Consider the following 17306-nt stretch of genomic DNA (forward strand, 5'->3'; position numbering starts at 1 on the left):
GCCTGCGCCGGTGAGCCGCGCTCGCCTGATCAGAGCCCGTGCTTCTTCTCGATGTCCTTACCGTGTGGTTTCCACCAGTCGTTCATCACGTTCCCGCCCTTCGGAACGTCCGGGTTGCAGTGGTAGGTCGTAACCCAGTTACCGTCGCCTCTTCCGTCCGGTTTCCAATAGGAGGTCATGTCGTACTGGACGCCGTCGGGTTTCGCGTCCTTGTCGTACTGGACTGATTTCCTGTTGCCGTCGTAGCTCTCCCGCTCCGCTTTGGCCTCGTTGTAGTCGGCTTGCGCCTGGTCCCGGTCGGCTTTGGCCTGGTTGAACTCCTGTTTGAGGTTCCTGCCCTCTTCCATGAGCGCCGGCTTCTCGTGCTCCGGGGCGTGCTTGTAGGCCGCCGTCTTCGCCTTGAGTTCTTCCTCGAGTTCGTTGACCCTTTCCTGTCGCGAGTCGAAATCGTCCTTCTTCGTATTGATGTTCTGGTCGATCGAGCCGGGGTTCTTGCCCTCCGTGCCGTGCTTCGCGTACTTGGGGTCGTTGCTGTACTTCGCGGCTTCCTTGGAGAAGTACTCTTTGTGCCACTTGTCGTTGACGTTCCCAGGGAACTTCGTCCCCGAGCCGCCGGTGTACTTCATGCCGAAGCTGGTGTTGCCTTCCTGGTGCTTGCCCTGGTGAGAGTCGACCTGCACCTCGACGCCATCGTTCTTGCCGAACGAGTGGGTGTCGCCCTTGCCGGCACCGCTGCTCTGCGTTTTGTCGTTCTTGTTGCCGCCGGGTACGTTGCCCGCGTTGTTGCCGCCGCCCGGCTGATCGTTCTTCTTTTTCTTGCCGCCGCCCTCACCCTTCGGCCCACAGCCCGCGAGGCCGAGCAGGTCGCGGTCCGCCAGTGGATTGTCGACGTAGGTGGCCGGGTTGGCAGCGGGGCCGAGCCCGAGCGGGTCCTGGCTCAGGTACCGGCCGGTCGACGGGTCGTAGTAACGGAAGACGTTGTAGTGCAGCCCCGATTCGGCGTCGGCGTACTGCCCGGGGAAACGGAGCGGAGTGGCCGCCGCACCGGACTCCCGGCCCCACAGCCCCGCGTTCCCGTGCCACATCAGCGATCCCGCGGCGTCGACGAGGTCGGTCGGCCTGCCGATCAGGTCGGTGACGATCGCGAAGAACCGTTCCCGCAGTGTCGCCGAGCGCTCGACCTGGACGACCGGCCGGTCGTCGTCGGGGTGATACGTCCAGGCGGTGACGTGCCGGGTCTGCGCCGAGTCCACGTAGACCTGTTCCACCAGCAGCGGACCGCTCCAGGTGAACTCGTAGGACTCGGCGGCCACACGCGCGCCGGTCGCCGAGGTGACGATGCGCTGCTTGGCGATCCGGCGGCCGATCGGGTCGTACCGGTACCACCACTGGTCGCCCTCGGGGGTCAAGACCGCGAGCAACCGGTCCTCGCCGTCCCACAGGTATTTCCAGATCCGGCCGCCCTCGTTCCGTGCGATCACCCTGCCCTGGGGATCGTGATCGAAGGAGACGGTGCCCGCGGACACCAGCCGGTTGCCGACGTACCGGCGCACACCCGCGCTCGGCACGTAGCCGGGTTCACGGGTCTCCAGCACGTTTCCGCCCGCGTCGTAACGATAAGCCTCGCTGCCGGTCGCGCTGTGCGCCTCGACCACCCGCCCGGTGGCGTCGAGCACGAGCCGGGTCTGCCCGGCCACGTCGTCGTCGATCCCGGTGAGCAGCCCGTCCTGCCGGTAGCTGAACCGGCGGTGCCGCGGCGGTACTCCCGCGACCTGCACTGACTGGACTGCCAGGTTGTCGTCGATGTCGAAGGCCTGCGTGAGCGCGACACCGCCGTCGACGGTGCGAGAGATCTCCCGGCCGCCCGCGTCGTGTTCGAAGCGCACGGTGTGCCCGGCGATGACGAGCGACACGGGCCGCCCGTTCTCGTCGAAGCTCCACACACTGTCCACTCCGGACGGTGTGCGCCGTCGCACGGTGCCGTCGGCCTCGTAGGCGCAGGTCAGTGTCCTGCCGTCCACGGACTCGCTGAGTACGTTGCCCTCGCCGTCATAGGTGACGCGGAGCTCGACGTCGGCCATGACCGCGGCGGTCATCCGGCCGACCGCGTCGTAGGTGAACCGCGTCGTTCCGGTGGGGGAACGGCGTTCGACGACATTGCCGAGCACGTCGTAGTCGTATTCGGTCCTCTCGCCCGCCCCGTTCGACGACCAGACGAGCTGGCCCGCCCGGTCGTAACCGAAGCGGAGTGTGCGGCCGTCGAAGTCCGTTTCCTCGATCAGCCGCCCGGACGGGTCGTAGCGGTAGGTCCAGCTCTGCCCGAGCGGGTTGGTGACCGTGAGGGGGCGCAGCTCGGTGTCATACGTGTGACTCGTCCTGGCTCCCGACGGGTCGATCGTCGCGGTGACCACGTGGAACGGGCCGTACTCGGTTCGCGCGGTCAGCCCCGCGCCGTTGACGCGCTCGACCTCGTTGCCCTCCGCGTCGTAGCCGCGGGTCTCGCGCACCCCGGAGGGCCGCACCCGCAACCGTTCGTGTCCGTCGACGGTCCAGCCGAGCACGACGTTCTGCTGGGACCGGTTGAGCACCGATTGGGGCCGCCCGAACATGTCCCGGTCCACCGGCACCGGATCCTCGTCACCGCGTGTCCAGGCGGCCTGCTCGGACGTCAGCGGTTTCGCGACGCCGAGTGTCTCGGTGAAGGGGTCCGGTTTGTCGCTTCGCGGATAGAAGCGGGAAGCCACGGTGCCCTCGTCCGCGTCGGTCTCGATCGTCAGCCCGTCGGCCTCCTCCGTGACACGCAGGACCGAGCCATCGGGCCGGGTCACGGATTCGAGCACGCCCCGCTCGTCGTAGGCGAACGACGTCGTGCGCCCGAGTGGGTCGGTGCGGGAAAGCAGGTGGTCGTAACGGTCCCAAGTGGACGCAGTGACGTTGCCGAGCGGGTCGATCTCGCGGACGACCTGGCCGTCCTCGTTCAAGTGGAATTCGCTGGTGTGACCGAGGGAATCGGTGTAGCTGTTGACCCGGCGCTCGCGGTCGTAGGCGAAGGCACTGTCGTAGAAGCCCTGGTCGCCGGTGCTGCGCACGCAGCGTCCGTCAGCGTCGTAGACGTAGCGGTACCAGGTCCCGTTCCGGTCCTGCCAGCCGGTGATCCGGCCGTCGGCGTCATAGCTGTACAGATGAGGTGTTCCGGAGGAATTGACCACCTGGGTCAGGCGGCCCTGCTCGTCGTAACCGAAACTCCGGGCCCGCACCTCGAAACCCTGTGCGGGATCGAGGACCCGGATCGCCGTGACCCGGCCGGTGTCGGTCTCCAGCGCCACCTGGTAGCCGGCTGAATGCCGCATCAGCCGGGGTGCGCCGAGCGTGTCGTAGTCGATGTCGATACGTTCGCCGCCCGCCCCCGTGATCGCTCGCAGCACGAGTTCGGTGCGGCCCTCTCCGTCAGGCGGGCCGAAGTGCAGTTCCTGCCCCTGCACGGGGTCGGTCAGGGTGTAACCGTTGTTCCCGGCGAGGGTCAGCAGCAGGCCTGGCCCGTCCACCGGCGGCACCGGCACCCCGGCGTTGGCGTGCGGGTAGACCAGGACCATGCTGTCCGGCGCGTAGTAACAGACCCGGTCGCCGTCGAGTTCCAGCCGCTGGTCGATGGTGGAGGCCCAGCTCGGGCCGAACCACTTTCCCGCCCGGTAGGACGAGGTGTGCGTGCGATCGAACACCAGGCCGAGGGTGCCGGGCAACGCGAGATCGCGCTCTTCCACGATGACGTCGCCGGTGGCTATGTCGACCGGGTCGCCGACGCGAGTGCACTTCGACGTGTCACGGGGGTTGCCGGGGTTGTTCGTCTTCGGGCCGCTGTTCCCGTTCCGGCCACCGCCGCCGGGCGAACCGCCGCCGTCGTTGGAGGGACCGCTCCTCGGTGCGCCGCCCGGCGGATCCGTCTCGTTCTTCGGTGGCGGTTTGTGGTCGCCGGAGGGGTTGGTGTGCTCGTTGTTGTTGTTCTTCGGCGGACCGGAGTGATCGCCCGACGCGGTGGTCTCGCCGTCCTTGTCCTTGGGGCCGGATTTGGGGGTGTCCTTGATGTCCTTGGGTTTGCCGGGAGGCTTGACGTCGCCGCCTTTGAGGCCCTTCAAGGCCTTGCCCACATGGTCGAACAGCGAGTCGGCGCGTTTCAGCAAGGGCATCAGTGCTTTGAGGGCCTTGACCAGTTTGGTGGTGAGGCCCGCGATCTTCGAAGCGGTCTTGGCCACCGCCGCGATGACCTGGGGGACGACCCAGGTCAGGCCGATGCCGAGGGTGAACACGACCTGCAGCGCCCAGGAGATGAGGTGGCCGACCAGTTCGGCGATGATGTCGCGGACCAGGGTGCGGACCGCGGCGACCACCTCACCGGCGGTTTTCACTCCGCTCCCGGCGCCTTCGGAGCCCTTTTGTGCCGCGGTCAGCAGGCCGGAGACGTCTTCGGCGCGTTTGCGGTAGGCGTCGGCGGCGTCGCCTTTCCATTCCTGGAGGTCCTTTTTGACCAAATCGGTCAGCTCGACCGCGACGTCTCCGAGCTCTTTGGCGATATTGGTCCAAGTCTGCGCCTGCGCCGCGATCGCGTCCGCGTCGCCGGTCAGGGCGTTCAAGGCCTCTTTCAGCGGGCCGACATGTTCGATCAGCCAGCCGACCCCCGCGGCGAACACCGCGCCGAAGGGGTCCATCGCGGTCGTCAGCGCGTCCAGCGCGGTGCCGACCGCGCCCATCGCGACCGCCGCCCAGTCGCCGCTCTCGATGGCGGACTTGAGGTCCATGGCGCTCTCGACCAGCGGCACACCTGAGTACGCCTTCGTCGAATCCTGCACCGGTGCGACCAATGGATTACCCAAAACCGACCAACCCCGACAATCAGACCAAGAAACCCTTGTAGAAGATCAAAAATCAGGATAGTGATCCACCACGACGCCGGATGCACCGTCTCCCGAACTTGCCCGAACGGATCCCTCGGGTTGCCCGAACGTTCAAGCGTGGACCGGGACGCCGAACCAGTGCTCGACGGTGTCCCGCAGTTCGGCCTTGCTGGGGTGCGGGTCGGACGAGGCCCACGCGACATAGGAATCCGGGCGGAGCAGGAGCGCGCGGACGTCGGTGTCCGCCGAGGCGCGGACGATCTCGACGCCTTCGACGTGCAGGCCGCCGTCCTCGGTGAGGTCGATCAGCAGCGGTTTCGCGCCGCGGGCCAGCTCGGCGAGGCGGATCGTGCCGTCGGGAGTGCGGAGGTCCAGATCGGGCGCGAGCCGTCCGGCGAGCGGATGGGCGCCGTCGCCGACCGGGTAGCGGATGTCCGCGCCCGCGACGAGGTCGGCGAGCACCCGCACGACGCCTGGCTGGGTCAGCAGCTCGCCGAACAGTCCGCGCAGGCCGGTGACGTCGTCGCCGGGTGAGAGCAACGCGGCCTGTGCCCGGGAGTAGGTGATCGTCCGGTCCGCGACGGGGCGACGTTCGGTGTCGTAGGTGTCGAGGACGTCGGCGCGGCCGTCGATCGCGGCCGCGAGTTTCCATCCGAGGTTGAGCGCGTCCTGCATGCCCACGTTGAGGCCGGTGCCGCCGGCGGCGAAGACGTGCGCCGCGTCGCCGACGAGGAACACCCTGCCGTCCCGGTACCGGTCCGCGACGCGGGTGTTGCCGCCGTTGATCCTGCGCAGCACGTGCGGGCCATCGCCGGACGGCCGGCCGATCGGGACGGCGGCGCCCAGAACGCGTTCGATGCTGGCCCGCATTTCGTCGAGCGTCATGGGTTCGGTGGTCGCGGGTTCGTCCCACTCGACGGTCGAGACCAACGGCTGGCGGCCGGGCAGCGGCGCATACGAGAAGCCGCCGTTGGCGGTGCGGATGGGCAGGAACGGCAGGATCGGATCGTGGCCCGGCACGGTCAGCGCGCCGGTCGCGGGGTCGATCCATTCCGAAGGGACGGTCACCTGCGCGGTCCGGTTGGTCGATCGGTCGTAGGTGACACCGGGAAAGCCGATGCCGGCGGCCTTCCGGACGGGACTGTGCGCGCTGTCGGCGCCGACCACGTACCGGGTGCGCAACTCGTAGGTACCCTCAGGGCCGTCGACGGTGAGTGTGACACCGTCGTCGTCCTGGGTGAGGCCGAGGAACTCGTGCCCGCGGCGAATGTCGGCGCCGAGTTCGGTCGCGCGTTCTTCCAGCACCTCCACGGTTTTCACCTCGGGTACCGGAAGGTTGTAGATGGGGCTGTCCTCGAGAAGGCTCAGATCGAGCGGCATCGCGGCGAACATGAAGTAGCCGTTGTTGGGCCGCGGCGGTCCTGCCTGGCCACTGAGCCGTTCCCACAGTCCCCTGCGGTCCATCATCCGGACGATCTGTCCGACAAGGCCGTTCGACCTGGGCACTCGACTGGGCGCGGTGAGCCGTTCCAGCACGATCGGCCGGACACCACCGAGCGCGAGTTCACAAGCGAGCATCAGACCGTTGGGTCCACCACCGACGATGACCACGTCCATGGCCGTTCCTCCTCCGGGTTCGGGTTTTTCGGGCATGACGAACAGCCCGTCGAGCGGGTTTTGGTTCAGGGAGCGAATGTCAGCGAGGTTCGGGTAATCCGGCGCGGATCACGTCGAAGACCTCATGGAGCAGAACGACGAGCGACCGACCGGGGTCGCGTGTCCAATTCGCCATTGCCGTACCGAGTCCGGCGCTGACCACCGCGGCCACGATCTGCGGGTACAGGTCGTCCGTGCCGGTCCCCGCGCGGTCCGCGATGGCGGCGGTCAATTCGTCCTGCGCGGTGGCGTGGGCGCGGAAGACCTCGTGCTGGACAGCGGGTTCGGCGAGCAGTTTCTGGAGTGCCGTTCCGTAGTCCGGTGGCTGCGCGGCCGCGTCCGGCGGTGGCTCGAACTGCGAGACGACCGCGTGGACGAGCGCGTCCCAGAGCGATTCGCTCGCCGGACGTTCCCGCAGTACCTCGCCGATGCGCTGCCCCCGCTCGACGTGTGCGGCGACGACGGCCTCGGCCTTGCTGGCGAAGTAATTGCGGAAGGTGCGATCGGAGACGTTCGCCTCCGCCGCGATGTCCTCCACCGAAACCGCGTCCAACCCACGCTCCAGAGCGAGCCGGATGGTCGCCTGGCTCAACGCGAGCCGGGTCTCACGCTTCTTGCGTTCACGCAGCCCGCCTTCGTCCGCTGTCATGACACTCACCCTAGCAAACTTTCCGGCTTGGCAAAATTTCCACCCCGGAAACTTAGTTGGGCTTGTACGGATCTTGTACGAGCTTGAAGAAGTTTCGCTCGGTCCGCGAAACTTGACGAAGGCGAGCGCTCATGTCCGAGCAAGTGCCCCAGGATCTCGTCCGATCCACGTTCTCCCGACGTTCGCTGCTGCGCACCGGCGGCGGTCTCGCCGCGACGACGGCACTGCTCGGCGCCGGCGCGATGTTCGCCGGACCGGCTTCGGCCGCGATCACCTCGGTGCCGACGTCCAAGCGTTTCAACCTCACCGAGCCGTCCTACGACGAGTTCCGCAGCAAGCTCCTGCACGAGTCGCACCACGTGATGCAGGGCTTCGCCTTCGACAACCAGAATGTGCGCATCTTCATCGTGAACGCCCGCAACGGCGGGACCGGGGACGACCTGTGCGTCACCCAGGTCAACTTCTCCGGTGAGATCCAGGGCTCGATGCATCTCAACAACGCCGGGCACGGGGTGTCGATCGGCGTCGAACCGGTGGGCACCGACTCCTACATCTGGATGGAATGCGACTCGAACGGACCCACCGGCGACGGTCGCGGGACGGCGCTGGCCAGGTTCAAGTTCGTCAACGGTGGCACGCCGTCGGTGAAGAAGTTCCTCACCGGCAGCGACACGATCACCTGTGCCACCGATCCGATCAACAAGCGGATGGCGGTACGCCGCAAGGAAGGCGGCAAGATGCACATCAGCGTCTATCCGCTCGCGTCCGCCGCCGCCGGCGACTTCAGTTCGCCGCTGGCGCACTTCCCGCAGCCCGCGCTGGCCGATACGACGGTGGTGTTCCAGGGGTACACCATCTACGGCCAGTATCTGTACACATTGGACGGTACGGGCCACGCGAACCCCGCCGACATCAACTCCTACGTCACCTGCATCGACATGAACACCGGCAAGGTGAAGAGCCGCGCGCTGACCAAGGCGGGGCAGTCGCTGGTGTATCGCGAGCCGGAAGGCCTCGGGATCTACCGGAGCCTGGCCGGGGAAACTCGGTTGTATATGGGTTTCGGGTCGCGCAGCAGCATGGAGAATGTCAACCGCTACGCGAACCTCTTCTACAAGAACGTCCTCATCGACTAAGTGGTTGCCATCGGATGTCCTTCGGGGGTATTCGGCGGATCCAGGTTTCCGCTGGGTGTGCGGCCGCGAGGTCCTCGTACCGGTGTCGTACTCGGGCCTTGCGGCCGTGCGTCCAGCGGGAAGCTGGGCCGTCGAGACACCCGGAGGACTTCCGATGGTGACCACTAGGGTCGGCTACGGCGACGGTGATCTTGCCGCGCGGGCGCCCACCGGCGGAGCCACCTTCCACCAGGGTGTGCGCCTGCGCGACGTCGGCCAGCGGCAGCACGGCGCCGATCACCGGCCGAAGTTCGCCCTGGTCGACCAGCCGGCCGAGGGCCTCGAGCTTCGACCGGCCGGGGCTGACGAGGACTACGGCACCGACGCCGACGGCGGCCGCGTCCACGACTTGCTGGGTTCGCGATGCGACCCCTACATCAACCGGATCCTCACCGGCGAGGACGCCGACGTCCACTGTCACTCCAACCTCACCCGGGCCGTCCTGCCTTACGGACTCACCGAACTCGACGTCCATGATGTCCTCAACATCTTCACCGTCACGGGAATCAATCCGGACGGGGAGTACTTCATGAAGCCTTCCCCGGCGAAGCCAGGAGATTTCTTCGAGTTCTTCGCCGAGCAAGACCTGCTGTGCGCCCTGTCCACCTGCCCCGCGGGAGATCTTTCCGTTCCCATGTGGGGCACCGACGCCCGCGACCCCATCGAGGTCTGCCGTCCGCTGGACGTCGAGATCCTCCGCCCCGACCCGGCACTGGTCGACGGCTGGACACCGCCGCCGACCGCGCAGTACGCCGGCCTGCACGGCCTCGATTTCCCCGAGCGCCGCACCGACACCCGGCACCGCCGATGACCCGCCCGCTCTGCTGAGATCAGAGGTCCGCCTTCAGCGTCGCGTTGGCGTCTTTGACCAGCACCATCACGTCTTGATGGCGATCCCACGCGGCCTCGTCGTACCCGGCGAGGCGCAGGTCGGGCGTCTCCAGCGCGCGTTGCACCGCCCAGCCGGGCGAGCTGAGCGAGATGCCGTACCCGTCGTTGCCCGCGTAGTCGTTGTAGCCGAAACCGCAGGCCTTGTAGGCGGCGAGCATGCGGTCGGTGGCACGCGCGTCCAAGCCGTAGTCCTTGCCCGCCTCGGCGCGCATCGCCATCCGGCGGCCGTGCGTGGTGACCACCGCGACCCCGCCGGGAGCCAGCGCGCGCGAAAAGTAGCGCAGCAGCGGGCCCCAATTCGGGGCATCGAGATGGGTCAGCACCGAACCGCACCACAGCAGGTCCACATCGGTGACCTGCTCGATGTCATCGACGTCCGGGGCGCCGACGACCGCCCGCGCGCCGAACGCCTCGGCGCAGCTGGCCAGCGCCGCCTGGTCCATGTCGCACGCGATCAGGTCGGCCGATGGGAAAGCGGCACGCAGCGAGCGCAGCACTCGGCCGTAGCCGCACCCGAAGTCCAGCAGCCGCTGGGGTTCCGGCCGTCCGGTGACCTGCAGCGCGGCGAGCACCGCGCGCAACGCGTCCCTGGACACGCTCATGTAGTGCTCGGTGTTGTTGCCGGCGAACATGCTGTCGCCGTCGGCGATCGTGGTGCTCACTCCCACCATGATGTTCGCGACGGCCTCATCCAGCGTTTCGCTCATCCGTCAACCCTATCGGCCCGCCAACAGCACGGTGGTGCACGCCGTCGCGCCGAAGCCGGGAATACTGCGGCATGGCCAAACGACCCGCCAGTGACCTCACGGTGCTGAAGAAATGGTTCGCCGCACTCGACGACGCGGACTTCCTCGCGCTGGCCCCGCCGTCCCGGAGCCGCTTCACCCAGTCCGACGGCCGAGAGGACGCGGTCGCGGAACTGGCGGACCGCGCCATGCCGGCGGCGACCCCGTACGCGTTCTGGCACTGGCAGTCCCACCAGCGGGCGTTCACGAGCAAAGGTGAGCTGGTGGACGACCTGCTCGTGCACTGGCAAGGGCCGCACGACGACGTGGCGCGGCGGCTGGCCTCGGCACCGGCGCCCTTCACGGTGGTGGACGCGGGCGCGGATCAGGCGTTCGTGATGACCAAACCCTTCCCACTCCCGGCGACCGGCGACCGGCGCGCCACCGGCCCCACGATCCGGCGGCTGGTGCGGACGGTCGCCGTCGGCAAGGACGTCACCGGCGACGAGCGGGATTGGCTGCTCGCGGTCGCGGCGGGGACGGGCGACGTCGCCGAGGACGCGTTCGCGGTGGCGTGCGACCTGGGCGTGCTCACCCGCGACCTGGTGACCGCGCGCCTCGCGGACTGGCCGGGGCCCGACGACGAGGACCTGGCGGGCACGTGGCTGTGGCTCACCGCGGTGACGCAGGTCGATCCCGAGGCATTGGCCGATCTCGTGGCACCGTACGCCGCGCATCCGTTGGCCGCCGCCGTTCTCGGAGAGCCCGTCGCCGACTTGGACACCGACGCGGACGACGCGCTCGCGGTCACCGCTGCTCGACTGTGGCAGGCACGTGACACCGGCGAGGCCGTCGCCGCGGTGGCGCCGTGGCTCCGGCGGGAACACCTACTGTCCACTGTGGAGGAAGTAGTCGGGCTGCTCGCGTCGCGGTTGTACGGCGGCGCCCACCGCGACGTCGCTCCAGCCCGGCTGCTCGACCTCGCGGGCGACGAACGGTTGCCGCTTTTCTGGCGCGGGCTGGCGGTTTCCGTCGTCGACTCGCTCGGCGGGCACGAGCATCTCGCGGACCGGCTCGACACCGTCCGCGTGCTCGGACCGCGCCCCTTCAGCGCCTACCTGCCTGCCGGCCAGGACGCGCCGGTGATCGCCGGCGACCGTGCCCGGCTGCGCGAGCTGGCCGCGGACCACTGGCAGCTCGGCAGCCAGCCCACGACGCTGCGCACGGCCCCGGACCGCACCCGTACGCTCGCGGCCACCGCGGACTTCCCGCTCGGCTGGTTCTGGACCTGGCCCGCCGAACAGGCCGCGTTCGACCGGGATGGCAGGATGAGCGGTCCGCTGCCAGTGCATCTCATCGACGCGACGGCCGACGACATCAGGGAATCGCTGCCGCCCCGGTTCGTGTTCGTCGCCGAGCCCCCGGCGATCCACCCCGGTGACTGCCCGCCGCTGAAGGACATCCTCGACGGCCTCGCCGGGAGCGGGCCCGCGAGCCACGAAGACCTGGACTACCTGCGTGCCACTTATCTCCGGTACGACGTCCAGGGTCAACTGGACACAGTGGACAGTCAGCGCGCCGCGACACTTTTCGAGGTGTGGCGAGTACACGACGGCGCGCGTGTGCCGGGCGCGCCGTCCGAACTGCTCGACACCCGCGCGGCACGCGCGCTGGTGGACCGGCTCTACGCACCCGGCGGCCTGGCCGAACGCACCGGCCACGGTGACGGCTTCCCGTTCCTGCCGTTCGCCCGCGACGTCGGCACTGGTGAGATCCACTACCTCGACATGCGGTTACGGATCCCACCGGTGCACACCGCCGCCCCCGACACCATGCCGGACGGCGCACCCGTCGCCCCGAACGTCGACCTGTTCCTCGCCGAACGGGTCACGGTCGCTTAGTGAGGGGAAGGGGTGTGTGGCAATAGGACGTTGAGCGCCGATCCACCGACAACGATTCCGCTGGCGGACGACCGACGCCCGCGTAGCCGGAGGCACTGGGTCCGCAAGCGGCGCAGAAGAACGCGTGGTCGGTTCTCGGCAATAGGGTCAGAACGACCGGAAGCCCGACAACCGCGCAACTGGCAGCACCGGGTCCTTGCGTGACGAGGAAGAACGCGTGGCCGACTTTCGGCAACACGGTGGCTGTGCCCGAGCCCTGGCTTGAGTCGCACGGATGAATCCTGTAGCCGTTTTTTGGCGACGGGGTTCAGAACGGTGGTGGTTCGTCGGCGAGGAGCGTCCTTGTGCGGGGTTCGTGAAGAGGCGGTGGTGTGCTGTCGTAGGCCTGTCCGGTCGGGGTGGTGACGGTCAAGGTGCCGTCGGGGGTGAGGTGGTAGGTCCAGCCGGGTTCGTCTTTCAACCGGTGGTCGCGGCGGCAGAAGCTGACGAGGTCGTCGGCATCGGTGTGGCCGCCGTACTGCCACGGCACCGCATGGTCGAGGTCGCAGGCCTGGGCGGGGTGGCGCACGCCGGGTCTTCGGCACTCACGATCCCGCACCCGGACGAACTCATCGAGTCCCGCGGTGGGCCGGTACCGGTCCCGGCCGAGATCCAGCACTTGCCCTGACAACGGGTCAGTGATGATCCGGCGCAACACCGTGTTCGGGCCGGTCGCGATATGGCGGGCGAGTGAGGCGGGGAGGTGGCCGTGCCCGGCCAGTTCCGCCGGATCATCATTCAACCCGAGGTAGGTGAACAGATCCATATAGAGGAACACCTCCGTACGTTCACTCACCCCACCCTGGCCACCGAGCAGGAGATCGAGCGCGACATCGGCACGCAACTGATCCAGAGTGCGAGTCTCGCCACCGGTTTTGAGCGCCCTGGCTTGACGGTCGATCCGACGGTAGGCGGCGGTGACCTTTTCGACGGGGCCGTCTTCGATCTCGATCGACGCCACCCCGGTCTCACCCTGCCGCACTGCCAACCGACGGCCTTCGCGATGGTGTTCACACCGCTTATCCGCACCCTCACGGTCCACCGTGGACGCCGCGTGACTCGCCGCTTTCCGGATCTGCTCGGAATTCTTCCTCGGCAACCGTTCCTCCAGCAGAGCATCCGCGGCGAGGGCGTTCTCGTCCGACAGCCACGCGGTGGCGGCGGCGACTTTCATCGCCCCGAAACCACTCACCTTCCCCTGGTCCATCAGGTTCAGGGTGCGGGGCAGGCGGGTGGTCAACGCCTCGGCGGCAGCGACCATCTCACCCGCATGACTGTCCACAAGAGACAACGCGAAAGCGACCTCCTGTGTGACACTCCGCGCGCCCTCACGATGCCGGTTCAGCTGCGCCAAAGCCCGGAACCGGACCGCTTCCAAACGCGCGATCCCCTCCGACGCCGCAACCGCCACAGCAACAGAATCCGTGTCATCCAAGAACTTCAACGATGTATTGATTTCCTCCAAGACTCTCGGGTCGGTTGTGTTTTCAAGTAGTGCCACAGACGCGGCTTTGTGAATGTCCACGCAAAGGAACCTACAACCAGCCACCGACAGTTTCGGATCACGCGGCCACGGTAAGAGGGGCGCGGTCCGGCATCAGGACCGCGCCCGAACACGACACCTTTGCCTTACCCCTCACGCCCCGACGAGAGCCGCTGTCCCCGGCAGCCACCCGCCACGGTGGACTCCCTCACTAGATGGACGCGCGGGCAGCCCGTGAGGCGTCGGTCAGTGTGGTGCCCACACCGGATACCAGCCCGGTGTCGACGCAGGTGAGGGTGACTTTGTAGCCGCCTGGAGTCGTGGCGTGCATGAAGGCGCTACAGGTGTCGCCACCGCCGAGCGCGATCTGTGCCAGGGCACGTGCCTCCTTACTGGCATCGGTGAGGTTGGTGCCGAGACCGTCGATGAAGGAAAGCCCGATGCCGTTGCAGGTGAGGGTGGCTTCGTAGCCGCCGGTGACCGGAGAGTTCATGAACGCCGAGCACCCTGCGGCGGGTGCGGCGTTCGCGGTGGCGGGTAGCGCAAGACTCGCGACGGTGAACGCTCCGATCATGACCACCGCTCCTTTGGTCAGGCCGATCTTGCTGATGCTTTCGCGCATCGACACGTCCTCCCTATTTCACGGCGCAAGGCGCCGGGTCCACCGGGTCGAGCGGTCTGCCGACCCTTCGGTGATTCGACGCTCGGCGCCCCGTGCTGGTTCCGGCAACGGGGCCTCAGCCAGGATGGGCGATGAACCGGTTTCCCCAGTAGCCGCTGAAATCCACCGGTTTTTCCGCGATGCTCCAGCCGAAGATGTTGTCTTCCCCGGTACTCACCAGCAGATCGCGGAGGGCACTTGTCATCGACCCGGGATACTCCTCATGCCAGGCATCCCGATCGTGGTGGACGACCGGCCACTCGTCCTCGCAGGTAGCCGAGGTCTTCGTCGCCGAAGAACTCTCGCGTGAGCAACTCCTTGTAGTCGACGTGCGAGCGTCTGTCACTACCAGGAACGAGCCGGCCACAGAGCGGCGATGTGCTCCTGAAGCGAGACGACACTCGAGTGCCCGCGGTTGACGGCTTCGATGCCTTGCACCGCGGCGGCCAGTCCTTGAACCGTCGTGAGGTACGGGATTCCGCGGGCTGCCGCGGCGGTACGGACCTCGTCTCGCGGTGTCCCGGACAGGGTGTCGACGACCAAAACGATCTCACCCGCCATCACGAGGTCCACAATGGAGTGTTCGCGGGCGATCGTGACCGGTACACCGAGATACTGGAGGATGGTGCCGGTTCCTTCGGCGGCCAGGATTTCGAAACCGTTGTCCGCTAGTGCTTTCACCGGGAAGATCATCGCCCGGTTGTCGCGGGCGGCGAACGCGGCGAAGACCCGGCCCTTGGTGGGCAACGGGCCGGACGCGGCGGCCTGCGCCTTGGCGTAGGCGGTGCCGAAATCCGAGTCGATCCCCATCACCGCACCCTGTTTGACCGCGACGGCGGCGTCCGGCGGGAGCATGCCGCCGTCCCCGGTGGGCGGCAGGAGACCCTCGGCGCGCAGGTCGGCGATGCAGGCTCCGAGGAGCACCCGTGCGGCGGCTTTGGCCAGCGGCACGCCGGTGGCCCTCGACACGAACGGGATGGTGCGGTCTTCCCGCGGATTCGCTTCCAGGACGGACAAAGCACCCGCCGTGAGCGCGTACCGGACGTTCAGTGGCCCACGCAGTCCGGTGCTCTCGGCGAGGACGCGGGTGGACTCACGGATCCTGGCGAGATCAGCGCGGCCGAGGGTGATCGGCGGCAGCACGCAGGCCGGGTCGCCGGGGGCTTCGAAGCGCTCCATGACCCCGCCCAGATACAACTCGTGGCCGTCGTAGAGGGCGTCGACGTCGATCTCGAGCACGTCGCCCGTAGCGGACGGCCGCCGCGTCGCCGTCACGAAACCGAGGTCGTCCAGTGTGTGACCGACGGCCAGTTTGACGGCGAGTGCACTGGACCTGGCCACCCGGGCGTCGAACCCGGTCACGACCACGCGGCCGCCGGACGGGTCGGCCGCGAGCCGGACGGTGCAGCCACCGGGGCCCACACCGGCCGCCCGGGTCACCGCGACGGCGACGTCGCATATCCGCCGGTACGCCTGGTCGGTCAGCGAGCCGGACGAGCAGGCGACAGCCACCTTGCCTTCATGGTCATGCACGAGTTCGAACTCGAACTTCTTCCAGCCGGGCACGGACGCTTCCGGCACCATCTCGGCACCCGCTCGCCCGACGATCCGGGCGAGTTCCTCGGGGTTCTCACCCGCCAGGATCGCGTCGATACCGGTGCCGATCAGCTCGACGCCGTACCGGCTCAGCACACCGGATTCGTACAGGGCGACCGTGGTGTCGAGCGCGGCCTGCCCGCCGACGGTCGGGAGCAGGGCGTCCGGCCGTTCCCTGGCGATGACCTGCTCGACCGTGCCGGGGTCGATCGGCTCCAGGTAAGTGGAATCGGCGAACTCCGGGTCGGTCGTCATCGTCGTCAGGTCGCTGTCGACCATTGTGACCCGCAAGCCCTCCGCCTTGAGCACCCGGCACGCCGCGGCGGTATCGCGGAGCACGATCCGACCGGAGCCGATCACCAGCACCGACCGCCGCTCAGGACGCCGCGGCATGGGTGTCGTCGGAGACGGGCCAGCGTCTGCCCGCTTCCCAATAGGACTGGACCTCGTCCAGTGACCGGCCCTTCGTCTCCGGAGCGAGAAAGAACACGAAGATCCAGGCCAAAGCCGTGATGGCGAAGAGGACGAGGAAGGTCAGCAAACCGCCGATGGCGTTGAGCACGTCGAGGAAGAACTGGGCCACGAACAGGTTCGTCGTGAGGTTCGTCAGAAGCATCACCGACGCCCCGGCGCCTCGAAGGTGATCCGGGAATCCTTCGGCAGCGAAGACCCACACCAGGGCCCCGAAGCCCGAGTTGAAGCCGACGATGAAGGCGATCAGACCGAGAAAGCCGATCACACCGGGAGAATCGGCGGCGAAGCCGATCACCAGCAGCGCGTGTCCCAGTCCCATCAAGGTGGTGCCGGTGAGCAGCACCGGCCGCCTGCCGAACCGGTCGATCGTCAGCGCGCAGACGAGTGCCGCGGCCGCACCGGCGAGCTGGACGAAACCGGGCAGGACGAGCAGGCCGAAGTCGTCGGTGTAGCCGATGTGCTGAAAGATCCGCGGGCTGAAGAAGACCATCGCGTTGATACCCGTGGCCTGGACGAAAAACCCGAGCGTGACAACGAAAAGCGTGAGCCTCCGGTAGCGGGGCCCGAACAGCGCGCGCACGACGCCCACCTGGCGTGCTGCCCCCTCCTGCCGGAACTGCCGCCAGCGTTCGGTCTCGGGCAACCCCAGCAGCCACAACGCGGTGGCGAGGGCGAGGACGCCGGGAATGGCGAGCATCAGCCGCCACTGCCCGCTGTCCGCGAGGAAATAGCCGCCGAAATAGCCCATCGCGATCCCGACGGAGGTCGCCACCTGGTAGAGGACCGCGATGCGGCCGCGAGCACGCGTCGTGGCCGATTCGGCGATGAAGATCGGGGTCGTCACGATGGCGATGCCGATCGCGGTGCCCTGCCCGAACCGGCCCGCGCCCAGCCACAGCGGATTCGCCGCCGTGACGGCGAGGCCGGTGGCCACCAGGTACAGGAAGGTCAAGCCGAGCAGGGTCTTGCGGCGGCCGAGTGCGTTGACGAGCCTGCTGCCCAGGAGGGCGCCGGCGATCCAGCCCGCGGCCGTGGCGGCGTACAGCGAACCCTGCTGTGTCGTCGTGAGTCCGAAATGGTCGGTGACCAGCAGCAGCGCGCCCGCCATCGCGGTGGCATCGTATCCGCAGGTCAGCCCCAGGATCAGGGCGAAGACACTCACCTTGG

Annotated in this window: 12 protein-coding genes and 1 pseudogene; 3 read left to right on the plus strand and 10 right to left on the minus strand. The window is 67.9% G+C overall.

The window, feature by feature from the left end:
- Nucleotides 1–29 precede the first annotated feature (29 nt).
- From ACLARN_RS10365 to ACLARN_RS10375, 3 genes are all read right to left on the minus strand, one after another.
- Entirely contained in the window at nt 30–4844 is a 4815-nt protein-coding gene (locus tag ACLARN_RS10365) for a DUF6531 domain-containing protein (RefSeq protein WP_409491110.1), read from the minus strand.
- 156 nt (nt 4845–5000) lie between these two features.
- Nucleotides 5001–6506 carry an FAD-dependent monooxygenase gene (locus ACLARN_RS10370; RefSeq protein ID WP_409491111.1) on the minus strand — a complete coding sequence of 502 codons (1506 nt, stop codon included), beginning with the start codon at nt 6504–6506 and terminating at the stop codon, nt 5001–5003.
- Between the two features lie 79 nt (nt 6507–6585).
- On the minus strand, nt 6586–7194 hold the full coding sequence (locus ACLARN_RS10375) for a TetR/AcrR family transcriptional regulator (RefSeq protein ID WP_409491112.1): 609 nt from the start codon (nt 7192–7194) through the stop codon (nt 6586–6588).
- A 131-nt stretch (nt 7195–7325) separates the two neighbouring features.
- Between ACLARN_RS10375 and ACLARN_RS10380 the strand changes: the two genes are divergently transcribed.
- A complete protein-coding gene (locus tag ACLARN_RS10380; RefSeq protein ID WP_409491113.1) occupies nt 7326–8330 on the plus strand; it encodes a teichoic acid biosynthesis protein C in 1005 nt (334 codons plus the stop codon).
- On the opposite strand, the gene ACLARN_RS10385 is transcribed toward ACLARN_RS10380, so the two are convergent.
- Entirely contained in the window at nt 8320–8790 is a 471-nt protein-coding gene (locus ACLARN_RS10385) for a zinc-binding dehydrogenase (protein ID WP_409491282.1), read from the minus strand. The two genes, ACLARN_RS10380 and ACLARN_RS10385, sit on opposite strands and share 11 nt — an antisense overlap.
- Here ACLARN_RS10385 and ACLARN_RS10390 point away from each other — a divergent pair.
- Nucleotides 8683–9180, plus strand: a pseudogene (locus ACLARN_RS10390) (DUF1989 domain-containing protein); the annotation flags it as partial. The gene ACLARN_RS10385 and the pseudogene ACLARN_RS10390 sit on opposite strands and share 108 nt — an antisense overlap.
- Before the next feature lie 19 nt (nt 9181–9199).
- On the opposite strand, the gene ACLARN_RS10395 reads toward ACLARN_RS10390, so the two are convergent.
- The gene (locus ACLARN_RS10395; protein WP_409491114.1) at nt 9200–9967 is read right to left on the minus strand and encodes a class I SAM-dependent methyltransferase; all 768 of its coding nucleotides are present in this window, start codon (nt 9965–9967) and stop codon (nt 9200–9202) included.
- A gap of 71 nt (nt 9968–10038) precedes the next feature.
- On the opposite strand from ACLARN_RS10395, the gene ACLARN_RS10400 reads away from it, so the two are divergent.
- On the plus strand, nt 10039–11886 hold the full coding sequence (locus ACLARN_RS10400; RefSeq protein ID WP_409491115.1) for a hypothetical protein: 1848 nt from the start codon (nt 10039–10041) through the stop codon (nt 11884–11886).
- Between the two features lie 307 nt (nt 11887–12193).
- Here the strand turns inward: ACLARN_RS10400 and ACLARN_RS10405 are convergent, their stop codons facing one another.
- The 5 genes from ACLARN_RS10405 to ACLARN_RS10425 all read right to left on the minus strand — a co-directional run bounded on the left by ACLARN_RS10405 (nt 12194) and on the right by ACLARN_RS10425 (nt 17301).
- Entirely contained in the window at nt 12194–13426 is a 1233-nt protein-coding gene (locus ACLARN_RS10405) for a DUF222 domain-containing protein (RefSeq protein ID WP_409491116.1), read from the minus strand.
- Nucleotides 13427–13619: 193 nt separating this feature from the next.
- Entirely contained in the window at nt 13620–14030 is a 411-nt protein-coding gene (locus ACLARN_RS10410; RefSeq protein ID WP_409491117.1) for a hypothetical protein, read from the minus strand.
- Nucleotides 14031–14145: 115 nt separating this feature from the next.
- Complete coding sequence (locus ACLARN_RS10415) at nt 14146–14274, minus strand: hypothetical protein (protein ID WP_409491118.1); 129 nt, start codon at nt 14272–14274, stop codon at nt 14146–14148.
- Between the two features lie 140 nt (nt 14275–14414).
- Nucleotides 14415–16058, minus strand: coding sequence for a hypothetical protein (locus ACLARN_RS10420; protein WP_409491119.1), 1644 nt, complete (start codon nt 16056–16058; stop codon nt 14415–14417).
- A complete protein-coding gene (locus ACLARN_RS10425; protein ID WP_409491120.1) occupies nt 16042–17301 on the minus strand; it encodes an MFS transporter in 1260 nt (419 codons plus the stop codon). Before ACLARN_RS10425 ends, ACLARN_RS10420 begins: the two co-directional genes overlap by 17 nt.
- Nucleotides 17302–17306 lie beyond the last annotated feature (5 nt).

The organism is Amycolatopsis sp. cmx-11-12 (assembly GCF_046269425.1).
Classification (GTDB): Bacteria; Actinomycetota; Actinomycetes; order Mycobacteriales; family Pseudonocardiaceae; genus Amycolatopsis.

Bases quoted from the DNA above. Each gene is read 5' to 3' on its own strand.
- ACLARN_RS10370 (WP_409491111.1), bottom strand. From the start codon at position 6,506: ATGGACGTGGTCATCGTCGGTGGTGGACCCAACGGTCTGATGCTCGCT.
- ACLARN_RS10375 (WP_409491112.1), bottom strand. From the start codon at position 7,194: ATGACAGCGGACGAAGGCGGGCTGCGTGAACGCAAGAAGCGTGAGACC.
- ACLARN_RS10380 (WP_409491113.1), top strand. From the start codon at position 7,326: ATGTCCGAGCAAGTGCCCCAGGATCTCGTCCGATCCACGTTCTCCCGA.
- ACLARN_RS10395 (WP_409491114.1), bottom strand. From the start codon at position 9,967: ATGAGCGAAACGCTGGATGAGGCCGTCGCGAACATCATGGTGGGAGTG.
- ACLARN_RS10400 (WP_409491115.1), top strand. From the start codon at position 10,039: ATGGCCAAACGACCCGCCAGTGACCTCACGGTGCTGAAGAAATGGTTC.
- ACLARN_RS10410 (WP_409491117.1), bottom strand. From the start codon at position 14,030: ATGCGCGAAAGCATCAGCAAGATCGGCCTGACCAAAGGAGCGGTGGTC.
- ACLARN_RS10415 (WP_409491118.1), bottom strand. From the start codon at position 14,274: ATGACAAGTGCCCTCCGCGATCTGCTGGTGAGTACCGGGGAAGACAAC.
- ACLARN_RS10420 (WP_409491119.1), bottom strand. From the start codon at position 16,058: ATGCCGCGGCGTCCTGAGCGGCGGTCGGTGCTGGTGATCGGCTCCGGT.